The 17000-nt window shown below is 66.9% G+C and carries 17 protein-coding genes; 7 read left to right on the top strand and 10 right to left on the bottom strand.

Translation table 11 applies throughout. The features are described from left to right. Window positions 1-119 precede the first annotated feature (119 nt). Together AC3FJ6_RS17130 and purT are read left to right on the top strand one after the other, a co-directional pair. A complete protein-coding gene (locus tag AC3FJ6_RS17130) occupies window positions 120-2300 on the top strand; it encodes a TonB-dependent siderophore receptor (RefSeq protein WP_488772963.1) in 2181 nt (726 codons plus the stop codon). A 41-nt stretch (window positions 2301-2341) separates the two neighbouring features. Then, entirely contained in the window at window positions 2342-3544 is a 1203-nt protein-coding gene (gene purT / locus AC3FJ6_RS17125) for a formate-dependent phosphoribosylglycinamide formyltransferase (protein WP_488772962.1), read from the top strand. A gap of 36 nt (window positions 3545-3580) precedes the next feature. Here the strand turns inward: purT and AC3FJ6_RS17120 are convergent, their stop codons facing one another. Together AC3FJ6_RS17120 and AC3FJ6_RS17115 are read right to left on the bottom strand one after the other, a co-directional pair. After that, on the bottom strand, window positions 3581-4918 hold the full coding sequence (locus AC3FJ6_RS17120) for a mechanosensitive ion channel family protein (protein WP_488772961.1): 1338 nt from the start codon (window positions 4916-4918) through the stop codon (window positions 3581-3583). A 104-nt stretch (window positions 4919-5022) separates the two neighbouring features. Continuing rightward, the gene (locus AC3FJ6_RS17115) at window positions 5023-5340 is read right to left on the bottom strand and encodes a DMT family transporter (protein ID WP_153948225.1); all 318 of its coding nucleotides are present in this window, start codon (window positions 5338-5340) and stop codon (window positions 5023-5025) included. 108 nt (window positions 5341-5448) lie between these two features. Here AC3FJ6_RS17115 and AC3FJ6_RS17110 point away from each other — a divergent pair, with 108 nt between their 5' ends. After that, window positions 5449-6342 (top strand): LysR family transcriptional regulator, encoded by an 894-nt coding sequence (locus AC3FJ6_RS17110; RefSeq protein WP_488772960.1) that lies wholly within the window; start codon window positions 5449-5451, stop codon window positions 6340-6342. 18 nt (window positions 6343-6360) lie between these two features. On the opposite strand, the gene AC3FJ6_RS17105 is transcribed toward AC3FJ6_RS17110, so the two are convergent. After that, a complete protein-coding gene (locus AC3FJ6_RS17105; RefSeq protein ID WP_488772959.1) occupies window positions 6361-7551 on the bottom strand; it encodes an HD-GYP domain-containing protein in 1191 nt (396 codons plus the stop codon). Window positions 7552-7984: 433 nt separating this feature from the next. On the opposite strand from AC3FJ6_RS17105, the gene AC3FJ6_RS17100 reads away from it, so the two are divergent. Continuing rightward, window positions 7985-9061: a J domain-containing protein gene (locus tag AC3FJ6_RS17100; RefSeq protein WP_488772958.1), complete on the top strand. Its 1077-nt coding sequence runs from the start codon at window positions 7985-7987 to the stop codon at window positions 9059-9061. A gap of 52 nt (window positions 9062-9113) precedes the next feature. On the opposite strand, the gene AC3FJ6_RS17095 is transcribed toward AC3FJ6_RS17100, so the two are convergent. The 7 genes from AC3FJ6_RS17095 to mltG all read right to left on the bottom strand — a co-directional run bounded on the left by AC3FJ6_RS17095 (window position 9114) and on the right by mltG (window position 14478). After that, the gene (locus tag AC3FJ6_RS17095; RefSeq protein WP_488772957.1) at window positions 9114-9857 is read right to left on the bottom strand and encodes an ankyrin repeat domain-containing protein; all 744 of its coding nucleotides are present in this window, start codon (window positions 9855-9857) and stop codon (window positions 9114-9116) included. Next, entirely contained in the window at window positions 9850-10647 is a 798-nt protein-coding gene (locus AC3FJ6_RS17090) for a TatD family hydrolase (protein ID WP_153948220.1), read from the bottom strand. Before AC3FJ6_RS17090 ends, AC3FJ6_RS17095 begins: the two co-directional genes overlap by 8 nt. Before the next feature lie 17 nt (window positions 10648-10664). Then, window positions 10665-11174 (bottom strand): GNAT family N-acetyltransferase, encoded by a 510-nt coding sequence (locus AC3FJ6_RS17085; protein WP_488772956.1) that lies wholly within the window; start codon window positions 11172-11174, stop codon window positions 10665-10667. Window positions 11175-11217: 43 nt separating this feature from the next. After that, window positions 11218-11619, bottom strand: coding sequence for a PilZ domain-containing protein (locus AC3FJ6_RS17080; protein WP_488773159.1), 402 nt, complete (start codon window positions 11617-11619; stop codon window positions 11218-11220). 147 nt (window positions 11620-11766) lie between these two features. After that, complete coding sequence (locus tag AC3FJ6_RS17075) at window positions 11767-12786, bottom strand: DNA polymerase III subunit delta' (protein WP_488772955.1); 1020 nt, start codon at window positions 12784-12786, stop codon at window positions 11767-11769. Between the two features lie 86 nt (window positions 12787-12872). Further along, window positions 12873-13475, bottom strand: coding sequence for a dTMP kinase (gene tmk, locus AC3FJ6_RS17070; protein ID WP_488772954.1), 603 nt, complete (start codon window positions 13473-13475; stop codon window positions 12873-12875). 4 nt (window positions 13476-13479) lie between these two features. After that, window positions 13480-14478 (bottom strand): endolytic transglycosylase MltG, encoded by a 999-nt coding sequence (gene mltG / locus AC3FJ6_RS17065; protein WP_488772953.1) that lies wholly within the window; start codon window positions 14476-14478, stop codon window positions 13480-13482. Window positions 14479-14744: 266 nt separating this feature from the next. On the opposite strand from mltG, the gene ygfZ reads away from it, so the two are divergent. The 3 genes from ygfZ to AC3FJ6_RS17050 are packed head-to-tail and all read left to right on the top strand — an operon-like array spanning window position 14745 to window position 16956. Continuing rightward, window positions 14745-15755 carry a CAF17-like 4Fe-4S cluster assembly/insertion protein YgfZ gene (gene ygfZ, locus AC3FJ6_RS17060; RefSeq protein ID WP_488772952.1) on the top strand — a complete coding sequence of 337 codons (1011 nt, stop codon included), beginning with the start codon at window positions 14745-14747 and terminating at the stop codon, window positions 15753-15755. Between the two features lie 19 nt (window positions 15756-15774). Beyond that, the gene (locus tag AC3FJ6_RS17055) at window positions 15775-16065 is read left to right on the top strand and encodes a DUF4936 family protein (protein WP_153948213.1); all 291 of its coding nucleotides are present in this window, start codon (window positions 15775-15777) and stop codon (window positions 16063-16065) included. Window positions 16066-16098: 33 nt separating this feature from the next. Next, the gene (locus tag AC3FJ6_RS17050) at window positions 16099-16956 is read left to right on the top strand and encodes an NRDE family protein (RefSeq protein WP_488772951.1); all 858 of its coding nucleotides are present in this window, start codon (window positions 16099-16101) and stop codon (window positions 16954-16956) included. The last annotated feature ends 44 nt before the right edge of the window (window positions 16957-17000 follow it).

Raw genomic sequence — 17000 nt, 5'->3', positions numbered from 1 at the left:
CAAGCCACGGCTTTCCCTTGACGGTGCAACGGTTCAATGGGCATCATTCGCCCCTCGATATCGTAATGCGAGTCGTTCGTATTACGGTTTACGTTTTCATTGACGAGCCCACCCGCACCATGACGTCCTGTCCGTCGCCGGCATCCCCCCGCCAGCACGCGCCCTCGCGCATCCGCCCTCTCGCCGCCTTTGCCCGCATGGCTGTCCTGGCCGGTTTTCCGCTTTGCGGAACGGCCGTGGCCCAGACCACCCCGGCCGAACAGGCCCTGCCGTCGGTGACCGTGAGCGCCACGCAGGAGATCGATCTGGGTCCGCAGCTTCAGAAAAAGGCTTCCGGCGGTGCGCTGGGCAGCCGTTCGCAGTTGGACACGCCGTTTTCCACCACGGTCGTCAGCGGCGAAGACCTGGCTGACCGCCAGGTGACCAAGGTCGGCGACGTGTTCTTCAACGACGCCTCGGTATCGGACAACAGCAACGGCAACAACGCCTGGGCGTCGTACACCACCGTGCGCGGCCTGCAGCTGGACTGGCGCAACGCGTTCAAGATCAACGGCATGCCGTTCATTGCCTACGGCATTACGCTGCCCTACGAACAGCTGGAACAGGTGGAACTGCTCAAGGGCGCGTCCGGCTTCATGTACGGCTTTGGCAACCCGGGCGGCACGGTCAACTACGTGACGAAGAAGCCGACCGACCAGTTCACGGCCAGCGTGGAACTGGGCTACCGGTCGTCGCATGTCTGGACCGAGCACGTGGACGTGGGCGGCCGGGCCGGCCCGGACAACATGTTCGGCTATCGCCTGAACGTGACTCACGAGGAAGGCAAGCCGGCCAATGCCGTGGGCATCAACCGCAATTCGGTGTCGCTGGGCCTGGACGCCCGCCTGACGCGCGACCTGACCTGGACGTTCGACAGCCTCTACCAGGACCGCAATACCTGGGGCGCCACGCCGTCGTTCTACTTTGGCAGCCTCGCCGGCAACCAGCTGCCCGGCGTGATCAGCGGCCGCGGCGGTCTCTACGCCGGCCCGGACACGCATTTCTACTCCAACCTCCAGGTCTACCAGACCGGCCTGCGCTACACCTTGAACCCCGACTGGACGGTCAGCACGACCTACAGTTTCAGCAAGCAGGCGCGCAGCCGTAACGAAAGCACGTTCTTCGTGTCGGACGCTGCCGGCAACTACACCAGCTCGCGCTACGACGGGGCCGAGAACCAGCAGTTCAGCAACTGGACGACGATGGTCGAGGGCAAGTTCCGCACGGGCCAGTTCCGCCACGAGCTGGTGGCCGGCGTGAGCTGGCAGCAGCAGATCGACCGCTATACGAGCAACTTCTTCAACGACCCGTTGCTGGCATCCGGCAACCTGTATGGTCCGTACACGGGCGTGCACTACAGCAACACGGCGTTCCAGAAGTACCGCGCCGGCGATACCAGCCAGAAGGCCGCCTTTGTCAGCGACACGATGCACCTGACCGACAAGTGGTCGGTGCTGGCCGGCCTGCGCGTGACCAACTACGAGCAGAACAGCTTCACCGGCACGGGTTCGGGCGACACCAGCTTCACCAGGAACGGCCTGCTGACGCCCACCGCGGCGATCATGTTCAAGCCGATGCCAAGCACCACGCTGTACGCCAGCTACGTGGAGTCGTTCGACGGTGGCGGCGTGGTGGCCTCCAACTACGCGAACGCCGGCCAGGGCCTGACGCCGGCCCGGAGCCGCCAGTACGAGGTGGGCGCCAAGACCGACCAGGGCATCTGGACGGGTACCGCGGCACTGTTCCGCATCGAACGCCGCAGCGAATTCGCGCGCGACAACGGCGCGGGCGCGCTGCCGACCTTCGTGCAGGATGGCCAGTCGGTCTATCAGGGCCTGGAACTGGCCGGCTCGTCGCGGATCGGCTCGCAGTGGGAAGTGGGCGGCAGCGCGATGTTCCTGCACACCGAGTACACCGAAGGCGATACCAACATCGGCAACCGCGTGGCGGGCGCCCCGAACTTCATGCTGACCGGGCGCGTGGCTTACCGCATCCCGTTCGTGCCGGGCCTGAAGGTGGGCGTGGACGGCAAGTACACCGGCCCGATGAAGGCCGACGCCGCCAACAACCTGAACCTGGGTGGCTACACGGTGTTCAATCTCGGCGCCACGTACAACACGCGCGTGTCCGGCAAGGAGCTGACGCTGCGCGCGGCGCTGACCAACCTGACCAACAAGCGATACTGGGGCTTCCAGTACGAAAACTACGCCCAGCCGGCCGACCCGCGCGCCATCAGCCTGAGCGCGAAGATCGCGTACTAGGATATACAATCGCGGTTTTTCCTTCCCGCCGAGCCCCCGCCATGACCACCCTTGGAACCCCCCTCTCCCCGTCCGCCACCAAAGTCATGCTGCTGGGCTCCGGCGAGCTTGGCAAGGAAGTGCTGATCGCGCTGCAGCGTCTGGGCGTGGAGACCATTGCGGTGGACCGCTACGAGAACGCGCCGGGGCAGCAGGTGGCACACCACGCGCGCACCATCACGATGAGCGATGGCGACCAGCTCAAGGCGCTGATCGAGGCCGAGCGCCCCGACCTGGTGGTGCCCGAGATCGAAGCCATCGCCACGCCGATGCTCGAAGCCCTGGAAGCCGCCGGCGTGGTCCGCGTGATCCCCACCGCCCGCGCCGCACGCCTGACGATGGACCGCGAAGGCATCCGCCGCCTGGCCGCCGAAACGCTGGGCCTGCCCACCAGCCCGTACAAGTTCTGCGATTCGCTCGAAGAACTGCAGGCCGCCATCGACGGCGGCATTGGCTACCCGTGCGTGGCCAAACCGGTCATGAGCAGTTCTGGCAAGGGCCAGAGCAAGATCGACGGCCCCGAGGGTGTCAAGGCGGCGTGGGACTACGCCATGGCCGGCGGCCGCGTCAGCCACGGCCGCGTCATCGTCGAAGGCTTCATCGATTTCGACTATGAAATCACGCTGCTGACCGTACGCGCGGTGGGTGCCAACGGCCAGGTGGAAACGCAATTCTGCGAGCCGATCGGCCACGTACAGGTGGCGGGCGACTACGTGGAAAGCTGGCAGCCGCACCCGATGCACCCGAAGGCGCTGGAATCGGCCCGGCATATCGCCCGTGCTGTGACGGCGGACCTGGGCGGCCAGGGTCTGTTCGGCGTGGAATTGTTCGTCAAGGGCGAGCAGGTCTGGTTCAGCGAAGTCAGCCCGCGTCCGCATGACACCGGCATGGTGACGATGATCTCGCAGTGGCAGAACGAATTCGAATTGCACGCCCGCGCCATTCTGGGCCTGCCGGTGGACACCAGCCTGCGCGCCCCGGGTGCCAGCGCGGTGATCTACGGCGGCGTCGACGCCGAAGGCATCGTGTTCGACGGCGTGGACGAGGCTCTGCGCGTGCCGCAGACCGAGCTGCGCCTGTTCGGCAAGCCCGAGTCGTTCACCAAGCGCCGCATGGGCGTGGCGCTGGCCTACGCCGCCGATGTCGAAACCGCCCGCGATCGGGCCAAGGAAGCCGCCGGCAAGGTCAAGCCGCGCAAGGCCTGAGCCCCGCCTGAGCACGGCCTTAGGGGTTTTCTCCCCTCACATCACCTGGTCTGCCCGATCCGTCGGCGCCGCCATCGGCTCGCGCGCGCCCGGGTCGGCCGCCGCCGCGGCCAGCGCCGCATGCGCGCCGCGCGGAGAATCGCGCAGGCCGCTCAGGTCTGCGCCCGACGGCGACTGGTACAGCCGTAGCCCCAGCTCCGGCAGGATCGCAAACAGGTGGTCGAAGATGTCGCCCTGGATGCGCTCGTAGTCCATCCAGCCCGTACGCGTGCTGAAGCAGTAGACCTCGATCGGAATCCCCTGCGAGTCCGGTTCCATCATGCGCAGGTTCAGCAGCAAGTCGTGATGGATATCGGGATGCGCGCGCAGGAACGCGATGCCATAGGCGCGGAACGTGCCCAGGTTGGTCAGACGGCGCCGGTTGACCGGGTCGGCGTCCGGGCCCTGCAGCGCCCGGTTCGTTTGCTCCACCTCCTGCTGCTTGACCTCCAGGTAGTCGTGCAGCAGCCGGAAGCGCATCAGCGCGCGCACTTCGGCATCGTCCAGAAAGCGTACCGACGTGGCGTCGATGCGCAGCGTACGCTTGATGCGCCGCGCGCCGGACTCGAACATGTGCCGGTAGTTGCGGTAGCTCTCCGAGAACAGCTTGTAGGTCGGCACCGTGGTCACGGTGTTGTCCCAGTTCTTCACCTTGACCGTGTGCAGCGCGATGTCCATGACGAAGCCGTCGGCATTGGACTGCGGCATCTCGATCCAGTCGCCGATGCGCAGCATGTCGTTCGACGTCAGCTGCGTACTGGCCACCAGCGACAGCAGCGTGTCCTTGAACACCAGCAGCAGCACCGCCGAGATCGCGCCAATGCCGGACAGCATCCACAGCGGCGAGCGGTCGATCAGGATCGACAGCACTAGCACGCCGCAGACCAGCCACAGCGCCAGCTGGGCAATCTGCACGTACCCCTTGATCGAGCGCGTCTGCGCGCGGCGGCTGTTGGCGAACACGGTCTGCCAGGCGCCAAGCACGCCCGACAGCATCAGGAACACGCTGACCCACGTGCCGGCATGCGCCAGCCGCTCGATCAGGATCGAAAACTTGCCCAGGTCGGGCACCTGGCTGATGCCAACCGTGATCACGGCCAGGAACACCGCATAGCCCAGCCGGCGGTAGGTGCGGTGGCGCATCAGCGCGGCCGCCCAGTCACGGTTGCCCGACAGGCTCAGCACGCGATACACCACACGGCCCACCACACGGGCCACCAGCCACTGCGCGATGGCGGCAATCATCAGCAGCGCGAGCACATACAGCGAGATCTGCGCCCAAGGATGGGCGGGAATACGTTGCTGGAACAGGTCCAGCAGGGCATCAAATGTCATCAGGGCAATGCAAAGGCAATCGGTTCGGAACAGGCGACAAGTCTACTAGCCATGCGCCCGGGCGCCACACTTTGCATGCCTGATCCGGCAAATTCGGACTTGTCTCACGCCGGAAGCAGCTTCAGGCCGCCGATCCCGACAAAGATCAGCGCGATCAGCGCCAGCCGGGCCGGCGACGCGCTTTCGCCAAGAAACAGGATGCCCACCAGCGTCACGCCGATGGCCCCGATGCCGGTCCAGATCGCATAGGCGGTGCCCACCGGCAGTTGCCGCAACGCCGCGCTGAGCAGGTAGATGCTGGCCAGCGCCGCGCCAATGCCCAGCAGCGTCGGCCCGGGCCGCGTCCAGCCATCGGTGTGCTTCAGCGCCAGCGCCATCACGATCTCGATCAGTCCCGCCACGACCAGCAGCGTCCACGCCATGGTGTTCTCCTCAAATCGGGCAACCCCGGTTGCCCTTCCTTCCGCCACACTGTAGGCTCTGCAAATCGGCATAACAATTCGCGTAAATCGCGGAAAGGCAATGCAAAAATGCAGGAGGCAGACTGGGACGACCTGCGCGTCTTTCTGGCCGTCAGCCGGCACGGGTCGCTGGCGGCGGCGGCGCGGGCGCTGCGGGTCAATCATTCGACCGTGCTGCGCCGGCTGAACCATCTGGAGGAAGACCTGGGCACGCGGCTGTTCTCGCGAGACCTGGGCGGCTATGTGATGACGCCGGCCGGCGAAACGCTGGCCGGGCAGCTTGACGGCGTGGGCGAACAGATCGACGCCGCCCAGCGCGTGCTGGCCGGGCGCGACACCGAACTGGGCGGCCCGCTGCGCGTGACGACCACCGATACGCTCGCCTATGGGCTGCTGATGCCGATCCTGGCCGATTTCCGGGCCCGGCATCCGCGTATCGAACTGCAGGTGGTGATCCACAACAACTTCCTGAACCTGACCCGCCGCGAGGCCGACGTGGCCGTGCGGCCGGCCTCGGCGCCGCCCGAACACCTGCTGGGCCGGCACGTGGGTCGGCTGCAGACCGCGCCCTATGCGTCGCGCGCTTATCTGGACCGGATGGAAGCGCCCGCCCAGGCGCACTGGGCGGGCCACTGGTGGGTGGTGCCGGACGACAGCCTCGCGCATCTGGCGCAGGCCCGCTGGGCACTGGCCAACGTGTCCCCGGACCGCTGCGCCGTGCGCGCGGACAGCCTGGTGGCCATGGCGCAGGCCGTCCGGCTTGGCATGGGCGCCGGCATGCTGCTATGCATGCTCGGCGATGCCGACGCGTCGCTGGTGCGGCTGGCCGACCCCGACCCCGCGCTGGACACCCCGCTGTGGCTGCTGACCCATCCGGACCTGCGCCACAGCGCGCGCGTGCGCGCCTTCAACGACTTCGTCACCGACGCGCTGCGGCTGTCGCCCTGGGTGCTGCAGGACTGACCCGCCCTGCGCGCCGCCCTACTTGGCGTGCGGCGCGTACATCGCCATGAGCTGCTCGTCGCTGAAGCCCCACTGGCGGGCGTCCTCGAACGCGATCACGGTGTCGTCCGCCTGGGTCAGGTCCAGCACCTCGGGCGGCAACGGCCTGGCGTCGGTCACCGAGTAGAACACCATCACACGCGGGCGCAGCGGTTCGCCTTCGTTCTGGCCGCAGACTACCGCCAGCCGGCCCGAACGCAGGCGCAGCACGGTGCCCAGCGGGTAGATGCCGATGGTGCGCGTAAACGCCTTGAATACGCGGCGGTCGAACAGCGTGTCCACACGCACCGCGATGTATTCCATGGCGCGCGCCGGCGACCACGCCGGGTGGTTCGGGCGCGGCGAGGTCAGCGAATCGTAGGTGTCGCAGATGGCCGCGATCTTGGCGTGGACGCTGATCTCGTGTTCCAGCAGCCCGAACGGGTAGCCGCGCCCGTCCACCCGTTCATGGTGGTGCACGCAGACATCGAGCGGAATGTTGGTGTAGAGCCGAGCCTCGTTCAGGATGCGGTAGCCGGCCGACGGATGGCGACGCATCTGCTCCTCTTCCGACGGCGACAGGTCGCCACCCTTCATCAGCAGGGATTCGGGCAGCGTCAGCTTGCCGATATCGTGCACCAGCCCGGCCAGGCCTAGTTCGCGCACCTCGCCGTCGGGCAGCTTGAGATTGCGGCCCACGGCAATCATCAGCGCGCAGACCGAGAACGAATGCAGGTACGTGTAGTCGTCCTTGACCTTGAGCCGGGCCATGGCCAGCAGCGCCTGCGAATGGCGCGACAGCGATGTCGACGCCGAATCCACCAGCAGCAGCGCGCCGTGGGTTTCGAGCGCGCGGCCCATGCGGACGTCGTTGAACAGGTTGCCGACCAGCACGCGGCCGGTCTTGATCAGTTCGCGCGCACGCTCCAGTTCGTCCTCGAAGCTCGACTCGGGATCGTCGCTGGCGTCGTCGGCCTCCATCATTTCCGGGGCTGCCGGTGTCGGCAGGTTCCGGCCCTTGAGGATGTCGATCCAGACGTCCTGCACGTTGGCGGACTGGATCTGCTCCACCTGCTCGTCGCTCGTCACCAGAAAACGCGACCGCCAGAACGGGTGGTTGATCCACGGCCCGCCCAGCCTTGCCACGAACATGCCAATCTGCAGCTGTTCCGCCTTGATTCTTCTCAGCATGCAATCGCCCCTATCAAATGGCCCACGAAGCCCATGCCCCGCGTACCCGTTCAGGCGGGGCTCTGGTCAGGCCGGCCCCTCGCGCTGATTCTTATCATTGGCCGCCATTATCGGCAGGCGGCCGGATTTCTTTAGTGTTTTTTAGTGTTTTCGTGGCACGCCGATCCGGCGGCGTCTGCATCCCGCAGCATGCCAAAGCCAAGCTCGCTCAGACCATACTGCCGCCAAAAAACAACACCACCGGCAACGGCGCAGCCCGGCGTCGGGCGCTGCGCCCGGTGGCCCGGCGGGGCTTTGTTCGCCACCCCGCAGACCCCATCCGCCGGTTGCGCCAGACTTGTCCGCGCCAGGCCCGGCCCGCGCGTTCAGCTTGATATTCGCGGCGACTTGCCGTTATCTGTTGTCGACCACCGCCATTGCGTCTTCCTGCTTGATGCACACCCACTACGACAACCTCAAGGTTTCACGCGACGCCCCGACCGAAGTGATTCGGGCCGCCTACAAGTCCTTGAGCCAGAAATATCATCCTGACCGGCACGCCGACAGCGAGGAAGCGAACCGCATCATGCGGCTGCTGAACGCCGCCTATGAAGTGCTGCGCGACCCGGAGCGCCGCGCCGAGCACGACCAGTGGATCCTTGCCGAGGAAAGACGCGAGGCCGAGCGGATGCAGCGCCAGGCGCAGGCCCAGCGGGCGGCGGCGGCCCAGGCCCAGCGCCAGGCCGCACAACGCCAGCAGGCCGCGCGTCAGGCCGCCTCCCGCCCCGCGCAGCAGGCGCGTGCCGCCGATCCGGAGCCCACGGATGCGCCGCCCTTCCGTTCACGCAAGGCGCGTCCGGACCGCCAGGAGCGCACCCGCCGCGCCGCCCGCGAGCGTGCCCCCGATGGACCCGCCGTCCCGCTGCCAAAGTACGGATCGGCCGCACTCTACGCGGCCATCGGTGCCATCATCGTGATCATGCTGGGAGACTGGTCGGGCTCCGGCGACGCCACGGCGGGCAGCCACGACGCGCGGGCCGTGCCGGCCAGCGCCCCCCAGGCCTTGGTCAGATCGGTGTTACCGGGCGTGCAGCGGGTTGCCGGCGAGCGTGGCTATACCCGGCCGTCGTTGACGCCGCGCGGCATGCCCTGGCCCGATCATTCGGGCTATCTGCCGGGCTATCCGGTACTCAACGGGAATGGGTTGTCCACGCTAACGGTCGACAACTCCGGTAGCGCGTCCGACGTGATCCTGAAACTGGTGGCCGTCGACGGCAATGCGCCGCTGCCGGTGCGCACCAGCTTCGTGCGCAGCGGATCGTCGTTCACGATGGAAAATATCTCGCCCGGCGCCTATGACCTGCGCTACCAGAGCCTCGACACCGGCGAGATCTTCCGCTCGGAACGCTTCGATCTATCGGAAATCCGCGAGGCGGCCGGCACCAGCGCCAACCGCAATGTCTTCAAGCTGTACGCGGTACCTGGCGGCACATCGCGCTCGGTGACCATCTCGGAGCGCGAATTTCCCTGAGCCGGCGACGGGACGCCGTCCGCCGCAGGCGCGGGAATGCGATTAGCAGGGCTCAATAGGCCTTGGGCTGCGGCTGGCCGTTGGGCGCGACGTAGGGCTTCGGCTTGGGTGCCGGTGCCGGCACATTCCCGTAGAGCTTTTGCCAGCGCGACTTCAGGCCGTCGGCGATTTCCTTCTGGTTGTACTGCTCGGCGAAGTCGATCACCGTCATGCCCTGCTGGTTCTTCAGGCGCATGTCGGCGCCTTCGTCCAGCAGCAGCTTGACCGTCTCGATGTGCCCGCCGCGCGCCGCCATCATCAGCGGCGTGGTGCCGTTCGGGCTTTCGGCGTCCAGATAGGCGGCATGGTCCACCAGGTACTTGACCACGTCGTTGTGCCCGTTCGTCGCGGCGTAGTGCAGCGGCGCCCAGCCCTTCTTGTTGACCTCGGCCTCCTCGCCATCGACCATCAGCTTGATCATGTCAAGGTCGCCGTTCAGCGCCGCCATCATCAGCGCGTTCTCGCCGGCCGGGTTGGTCTTGTCGAAGTCGATGTTCTTGGCCTTGATCAGCGCCGTGGCCGCCTTCTTCGACTTTTCGCGCAGCGCCACCACCAGCATCGGGTTGCCGCGGTTGTCCACCAGGTTGGGGTCCACGCCCTTGGCCAGCAGCTTCTGCACGGTGTTGCCGTCGTCGAATTCCACGGCCTTGCGCATGTCGTCGGCCGGTGCGGCCTGCACCAGCGCGCAACCCGACATCGCGGTCAGGCCCACCAGGGCCATGGTCGATGCCAGGCGTCGAATCTTGATGTCAAGCATGAGCATTCCTGTCTATGTGCTTGAAAAGACGGAAGAAGTTTTCCGTCGTCTGTTCCGCCACCGCCTCCACGGGCACATCGCGCAGGCGGGCGATGAACTCGCCCACATGGCGTACCCAGGCGGGTTCATTGGTCTTGCCACGATACGGCACCGGCGCCAGGTACGGCGAATCGGTCTCGATCAGCATGCGGTCCAGCGGCACCTTCTTCGCGGTTTCCTGCAGGTCGGCCGCGCTCTTGAACGTGACGATGCCCGAGAACGAGATATGGAAGCCTTCGTCGAGCGCCTGCTTCGCGATGTCCCAGGTCTCGGTAAAGCAGTGCATGACGCCGCCGGCCTCGCGCGCATTCTCTTCGCGCATCAGCCGGATCGTGTCGTCGGCCGACGACCGCGTATGGATGATCAGCGGCTTGCCGGTCTGGCGGGCAGCGCGGATATGGGTACGGAAACGCTCGCGCTGCCATTCCATGTCATCGACGCTGCGGCCATTGAGCCGATAGTAGTCCAGGCCGGTCTCGCCGGTGCCCACCACGCGCGGATGGGCGGACAGCGTCACCAGCCGCTCCAGCGTCGGCTCCTCGGCGTCTTCCTCGTAGTCGGGGTGCACCCCCACCGACGCGTAGAGGTTGGGATGCTGTTCGGCCAGCGCCAGCACGCGCGGAAAATCCTCCAGCGTCACGGAGATGCACAGCGCATGCGTGACCTGGTTGGCCTTCATGTTTTCCAGCAACTGGGGCAGGCGCTGCGCCAGTTCCGGAAAATCGATATGGCAATGGGAATCGACAAACATGGTGTATTCCTTCGCGCTCAGCCGAGGCGGCGGCCCAGGATCACGAGATCTCGCTCGACGCCATCGAGCACGGCCACGCGCGGGAGGTCGCCCCAGCGCGAGAAGCCATGGCGCTCGAACAGGGCCAGGCTCGGCGCGTTATGGCCAAAGATAAAGCCCAGCAGCGTGTTGACGCCCACCCGGGGCGCATGCGCAATGGCCTGCTCCAGCAGGAAGCGGCCCAGGCCCTGGCCCCGAAAGTTTTCGTGCAGGTAGATCGAGACTTCGGCTGTGGCGCCGTACGCAGGACGGCCATAGAAGTCGGAGAAGCTGACCCAGCCGGCCATGCGGCCATCGGCGGCTTCGCACACCCAGAGCGGGCGGCGTTCGGGCAGGTGCGCCGCGAACCAGGCCTCGCGCGAAGCCACCGATACCGGCTCCGTATCGGCAGTCACCATGCGCGACGGCACCGTGCTGTTGTAGATCTCGACGATGCCAGCCAGGTCGTCACGCGTCGCCAGACGCACCGAAAAACCACTATGACTCATAAAAACAGATACTTGCGAAGCAGGCTTCGCATTTCACATGAAGTTAGAGGGTCTGCGTGGGGCGGCCCGATTCGATGGTCTTGCCCAGCAGCTCTTCCACCGCACGCCTGAGCATGCGGCCATTGTCATCATCCGGCAGATGCACGCCCACGCCGGGCGTCTTCATCGGCGTGCCGGCCGGGGTGATCCAGGCCACAGTGCCCTGCACCTGGTATTTCTGCGGCCGGTCCAGCAATGAAAGCACCAGGTAGACCTGCTCGCCCAGCCGGAACGGCCGGTTCGACGGTACAAAGATTCCACCGCGCGCCAGGAACGGCATGTAGGCCGCGTAGAGCCCCGCCTGATCCTTGATCGACAGCGACAGCACATTCGGCCGCTGCGGTGCGCCGCCGGTGATGGGCCCGACCGGATTGACGGGCGCAGCCGTCGCCGGACGCGGCGGCATCGTGACTGGTGCATTCATGTTTGACCCCTGCTGTGATTTGCCCGCTTGGGCGGGCTATGGAATATGGGAACTGCGTGGCTCGACTTTTACCACGCGTGCCCATCGATGCCTATGCTTTTGGCCGCTTCGGTCCTTTTTTTGTCGCTTTCAGCGGAACAACTGCCGGTAATCGAGAAAAACCGACTCCAGGACCAGCCGCGCCGCCAGCGGATGGTTCTCGCTACGCCGGTGATTGACCAGCCGGGCGGCAAACCCCTGCAGCCGATGGGCATCGGTGGCCCCGGCGCAGCGCCCCAGCGCGGCCTGCTCCTTCGGGAAATAACGCACGGCGCCGGTGCCCAGGCACAGCGCCAGCAGATCGTACGTCCAGCGCTGCAGCACGCCCAACACGGCCGGCACGGGCAGCTTCTGCAATTGATCGGCCGCCGCCAGCGGATCGAACGCGGCGCCGGCACCCAGCTGCCCCACCAGCAAACGCTGCAGCGGCTGTTCCTCGGCCTCCGCGGCATGCAGGGCCGTCAGCGGCGCCCCGCCCGACAGCGCCAGTTGGGCCTCGACATCGGCCACGCCCTGGCTGCGCAACCATTCCAGCGCGGCGGCGTGGGTGGGACGCGCCACCGAAAACTGCCGGCAGCGCGACAGGATCGTCGGCAGCACGCGGTCGATCCGGTCGGTCACCAACAGGAACACGGTGGACGGCGGCGGCTCTTCCAGCGTCTTGAGCAGCGCGTTGGCGCCCTCGGTCTGCAGCGCGTCGAGCGGGTAGATCACCACCACGCGCAGGCCCGCGCGATGCGTGCCCACGCCCACGGCCTCGATCAGCCCACGCACCTGCTCCATGCGGATGATCTTGCTGGGCGCCTTCTTCTTGCTGCTACCGCCGCCTTCGCCGTCACCATCGGCATCGCCCGTGCCGGCTTCCAGCGCCTCGGGGCGTACCACGGTGAAATCGGGGTGATTGCCCTGGCTGAACCAGTGGCAGGCGCCGCAGGTGTTGCACGGCTGGCCATCGGCCACGGGGGATTCGCACAGCAGGCCCTGGGCGAAATGCAGCGCCAGGTCGCGCTTGCCGATGCCCTGCTGCCCATGCAGCAGCAGCGCGTGCGGCAGCCGGTCGCGTAGCGCGGCCAGCCGTTGCCAGTCTTCTCGTTGCCAGGGATAAAGCATGCCGGATCAGTCAGTTAGCGCGATCGTCTCATGTATTGTCCGAGCTGTGCCCGTCCACATCAGCGTGCGCGTATATACCCAATAAATCAGAGACTTGAGATGATTTGCTCAAGCGTCACGCGAATCTCGTCGATCGAACGCGTGGCGTCGATCACGCGGAACCGGCCCGGCGCTTCGGCCGCGCGGCGCAGGTATTCGGCCCGGGTGCGTTCGAAGAACGCGCCCGATTCGGCCTCGAACTTGTCCGGCTCGCGGGCACTGGCCAGGCGCTGGGCCGCCGTCTCCAGCGGCACGTCGAACAGCAGCGTCAGGTCGGGCTGCAGATCGCCCTGCACCCATTGCTCCAGCACTTCCAGCCGCTCGCGCGGCAGCCCACGGCCGCCGCCCTGGTACGCAAAGGTAGCGTCGGTGAAGCGGTCGGAGATGACCCAGTCGCCGCGCGCCAGCGCCGGTTCGATGACCTCGGCAATATGCTCGCGGCGTGCCGCGAACATCAGCAGCGCCTCGGTCTCCAGGTCCATCTTCCGGTGCAGCAACAGGCCGCGCAGGTCTTCGCCCAGCGGCGTGCCGCCCGGCTCGCGGGTGGTCACAACGGTTGCGCGTTCGCGCAGGCGACCGGCGACCCATTCGATATGGGTGCTCTTGCCGGCGCCGTCGATGCCTTCAAAGGTGATGAATCTGCCGCGCATGAATTCAGGGCTTTCCGCGCTGGTACTTGTCGACCGCGCGATTATGTTCGGGGAGTGAGCTGGAAAAATGGCTGCTGCCGTCGCCTCGGGCCACGAAGTACAGCGCATCGGACGGCGCCGGCGTGGTGGCTGCGGCCAGCGAGGCCAGGCCTGGCAGCGCGATCGGGGTCGGCGGCAGGCCGGTCCGGGTGTACGTATTGTACGGGGTGTCGGTCTGCAGATCCTTCTTGCGCAGGTTGCCGTCGAAGGCGGGGCCGATGCCGTAGATCACGGTCGGGTCGGTCTGCAGCATCATGTTCTTGCGCAGCCGGTTCACGAACACGGCGGCAATCAGCGGCCGCTCGGCCGCCTGGCCCGTTTCCTTCTCGACAATCGATGCCATGACCAGCGCCTCGTACGGCGTCTTGTATGGCAGGTTGGGCGAGCGAGCGTTCCAGGCGTCGTTCAGGCGCTTCTGCATGGCCCGGTAGGCGTGCTTGTAGAGGTCCACGTCGCTGCTGCCGCGTGCGAACAGGTAGGTATCGGGAAAGAACAGGCCTTCCGGCGATGTCTCGGCCGCGCCGATGGCCTTCATCAGGTCGGCATCGGACAGGTTCTGCGTGTCGTGCTTCAGGGCCGGATTGGCATCCACGGCCGCGCGCATCTTGCGGAATTCCCAGCCCTCGATCACGGTGACCACATAGTGCGTGACCTCGCCCTTGGCCAGCTTTTCGATCACATCGAGCGGCGTCACGCCGGTCTCGAACTGATATCCGCCAGCCTTGAGTTCGGCGGCATGCCCGGTCACGCGGGCCAGCAACTGGAACAGGCGCGGGTCCATGCCCACGCCGCCGCGCTGGATCTGGCGGCCAACGCTGGCCACGCCGGAATTCGGCTTGATGATGACTTCGACGGGGGATGCGGACAGGGCCAGCGGCTGGCGGGCCCACCAGGCAAAGCCGCCGGCGGCGGCCATGGCAAAGACCAGCAATACCCCGACCAGGCGCAGGAACAGACGTTTCATGGCGTGAGAATAAACACCGGCCGCCATGTCCCCGCCGGCGGGTCGGGATCATTGGGGCGGCCGGTCGGAATGGCGACAGGCCCATATAATACCGGGAGCCTTGTGGCCAATGTGTCACCGAGCGTTACCTGACGGGCATCACCTGAAGGCCCGCAGTGATCCGTAACGCCGATCGCGTGCCGCCGGACACGCCGGCGTCGCCGTACGTTGTGTTCCGCACTTGCGCCCCCAATTTACCCATCCATCCGATTTTCAGGACCGTCCGCATGTCCGCCACTGAATTCCCGACCCTCGCCGACAGCTTCGCCGCCCTGCCCGCCGCCGGTATCGTGACCGCGCCCGCCGGCCTGGGCCTGATCCGCGTGGCCGGCGACGACGCCGCTGCCTTCCTGCACACCCAGCTGACCAATGCCGTGGAAGACCTGCCCGCCGATACGGCGCGGCTGGCCGGCTACTGCTCGCCCAAGGGGCGCCTGATGGCCAGCTTCCTGATGTGGCGCGATGCCGAAGGCGTCGTACTGCAGTTGTCGGCCGACATCCAGCCCGCCATCCAGAAGCGCCTGACCATGTTCGTGCTGCGCGCAAAGGCCAAACTGTCGGACCTGTCGGCCACGCACCGCGTGCTGGGCGTGGCCGGCGCCGGTGCCGAGGCCGCGCTGCGCCAGGCCGGGCTGCCCGCGCCGCAAGGCCCGCTGGCCGTGGCCCACGCCGATGGCGTCACGGTGATCCGCCTGGCCGATGCCGAAGGCGAGGCGCGCTGGCAGCTGGTTGCCGCCGCCGACCGCGCCGATGCCCTGCAGCAGACGCTGGGTGCCACGCTGGCGGCTGCCGACCCGGCATTCTGGGACTGGCTCGAGGTTGGCGCCGGCATCCCGCGCATCACGGCCCCGACGCAAGAGCAATTCGTGCCGCAGATGATCAACTTCGAGCTGGTGGGCGGCGTCAATTTCCGCAAGGGCTGCTATCCCGGCCAGGAAGTGGTGGCGCGCAGCCAGTATCGCGGCACGCTCAAGCGGCGCATGTGGCGCGTACAGGGCGAAGGCCCCGTGCCGGCCGCCGCCGCCGAGATCTTCCGTCCGGAAGACCCCGAACAGCCGTGCGGCATGGTCGTCAACGCCGCCGCGTCGCCGCTGGGCGGCTGGGACGGCCTGGCCGAACTCAAGATCGACGCCGCCGCCGGTGCGTTGCACCTGGGCGCCGCCAACGGACCGGCACTGTCCACGCGTGCGCTGCCGTACGAAGTGCCGCTGCCAAACGAGGCCGAATCGGCCAGCTGAACGCCCGGGGAACGCCGCCATGAGCGATCATCTCTACGTCTATTTCAAGATACCCGATGCGCACGCGGCTGACGCGCTGCCGCACTGGCACCGCTGGATGGAAACGGTCGCCGAGGCGACCGGGATTGGTGGTACGCTGATGCGCAGGCCCGAGACCCGAGCGGGCCTGCAGACGTGGATGGAGAGTTACGCCGATGTGCCGCCCGCGTTCGATGCCACGCTCGACGGGCTGTGGCGCCAGAGCGGGCTGGCGCAATGGATCAGCGGCGACCGGATGAGCGAGCGGTTCATCGATCTGGACGTGCTCTGACCGCGCGAGAGAAGCCGTAGAAAGGAAGCCCCCATGTGTCTGATACTGGTGGCCTGGCAATCGCACCCGGACTATGCCCTGGTGGTAGCTGGCAACCGCGACGAATTCTATGCCCGCCCGGCGGCGGCCGCGCACTGGTGGCAGGATGCCCACGAAGTGCTGGGCGGCCGCGACCTGGCGGAGGTGATTGGCGATGCCGGTACGTGGATGGGCGTCGCCAACGCCGAATCGCCCGAATGGCCCAATGATTCGCGCGCCCGCTTTGCGGCGCTGACCAATTACCGCGCCCCTTCCGAAAAACGTACCGATGCCCGCTCGCGCGGGGAACTGGTGTCGCATTTCCTGCGCGGCAACCAGACCGCCGACGAGTATCTGCACGACCTGGCCCGCGCACCCGGGGCGTACAACGGCTTCAACCTGCTGGCGAGCGATCTGCACGATCTCTGGTGGTACAGCAACCGGTCCAAGTCGCGCCAGCCGCAGAAGCTCAAGCCGGGCCTGTATGGCCTGTCGAACGCCCTGCTCGATACGCCCTGGCCCAAGGTGCGCAGCCGCGTGGGCGCCATGTGCGAGGTACTGGCCGCCGACCGCGGACAGCCCGGATCGGACCCCGAGCCCTACCTGCAGCTGCTGGCCGATGAAAAGCAGGCGCCCGACTGGGAACTGCCAAGTACCGGCGTGGCACCCGAATGGGAAAAGCTGCTGTCGTCGGCATTTATCCGTTCGCCCAGCTATGGCACGCGCGCCAGCACCGTGCTGCGCGTGCGGCACGATGGCCGCTTCGATTTTGTCGAGCGCAGCTTCGACGCCGATGGCAAGACTGGCGAGGTGTCGTACCAGGGCCGCCTGAAGGTGGCACGCGATACCGGGACCGTCCCGGCACCCCGGTAATCGTCATCGCAGCCGGGCCGCCCCCGGCCCGGGCTCGCGCCGCC

Source organism: Cupriavidus sp. 94F1 (assembly GCF_057798875.1).
The sequence above is the reverse complement of the archived record's forward strand: the minus strand, read 5'-3'. Positions and strand labels throughout refer to the sequence as shown.

Excerpts from the sequence above, each read along its gene's own strand:
- AC3FJ6_RS17130 (WP_488772963.1), top strand. The coding sequence starts at position 120 with ATGACGTCCTGTCCGTCGCCGGCATCCCCCCGCCAGCACGCGCCCTCG.
- purT (WP_488772962.1), top strand. The coding sequence starts at position 2,342 with ATGACCACCCTTGGAACCCCCCTCTCCCCGTCCGCCACCAAAGTCATG.
- AC3FJ6_RS17120 (WP_488772961.1), bottom strand. The coding sequence starts at position 4,918 with ATGACATTTGATGCCCTGCTGGACCTGTTCCAGCAACGTATTCCCGCC.
- AC3FJ6_RS17115 (WP_153948225.1), bottom strand. The coding sequence starts at position 5,340 with ATGGCGTGGACGCTGCTGGTCGTGGCGGGACTGATCGAGATCGTGATG.
- AC3FJ6_RS17110 (WP_488772960.1), top strand. The coding sequence starts at position 5,449 with ATGCAGGAGGCAGACTGGGACGACCTGCGCGTCTTTCTGGCCGTCAGC.
- AC3FJ6_RS17105 (WP_488772959.1), bottom strand. The coding sequence starts at position 7,551 with ATGCTGAGAAGAATCAAGGCGGAACAGCTGCAGATTGGCATGTTCGTG.
- AC3FJ6_RS17100 (WP_488772958.1), top strand. The coding sequence starts at position 7,985 with ATGCACACCCACTACGACAACCTCAAGGTTTCACGCGACGCCCCGACC.
- AC3FJ6_RS17095 (WP_488772957.1), bottom strand. The coding sequence starts at position 9,857 with ATGCTTGACATCAAGATTCGACGCCTGGCATCGACCATGGCCCTGGTG.
- AC3FJ6_RS17090 (WP_153948220.1), bottom strand. The coding sequence starts at position 10,647 with ATGTTTGTCGATTCCCATTGCCATATCGATTTTCCGGAACTGGCGCAG.
- AC3FJ6_RS17085 (WP_488772956.1), bottom strand. The coding sequence starts at position 11,174 with ATGAGTCATAGTGGTTTTTCGGTGCGTCTGGCGACGCGTGACGACCTG.
- AC3FJ6_RS17080 (WP_488773159.1), bottom strand. The coding sequence starts at position 11,619 with ATGCCGCCGCGTCCGGCGACGGCTGCGCCCGTCAATCCGGTCGGGCCC.
- AC3FJ6_RS17075 (WP_488772955.1), bottom strand. The coding sequence starts at position 12,786 with ATGCTTTATCCCTGGCAACGAGAAGACTGGCAACGGCTGGCCGCGCTA.
- tmk (WP_488772954.1), bottom strand. The coding sequence starts at position 13,475 with ATGCGCGGCAGATTCATCACCTTTGAAGGCATCGACGGCGCCGGCAAG.
- mltG (WP_488772953.1), bottom strand. The coding sequence starts at position 14,478 with ATGAAACGTCTGTTCCTGCGCCTGGTCGGGGTATTGCTGGTCTTTGCC.
- ygfZ (WP_488772952.1), top strand. The coding sequence starts at position 14,745 with ATGTCCGCCACTGAATTCCCGACCCTCGCCGACAGCTTCGCCGCCCTG.
- AC3FJ6_RS17055 (WP_153948213.1), top strand. The coding sequence starts at position 15,775 with ATGAGCGATCATCTCTACGTCTATTTCAAGATACCCGATGCGCACGCG.
- AC3FJ6_RS17050 (WP_488772951.1), top strand. The coding sequence starts at position 16,099 with ATGTGTCTGATACTGGTGGCCTGGCAATCGCACCCGGACTATGCCCTG.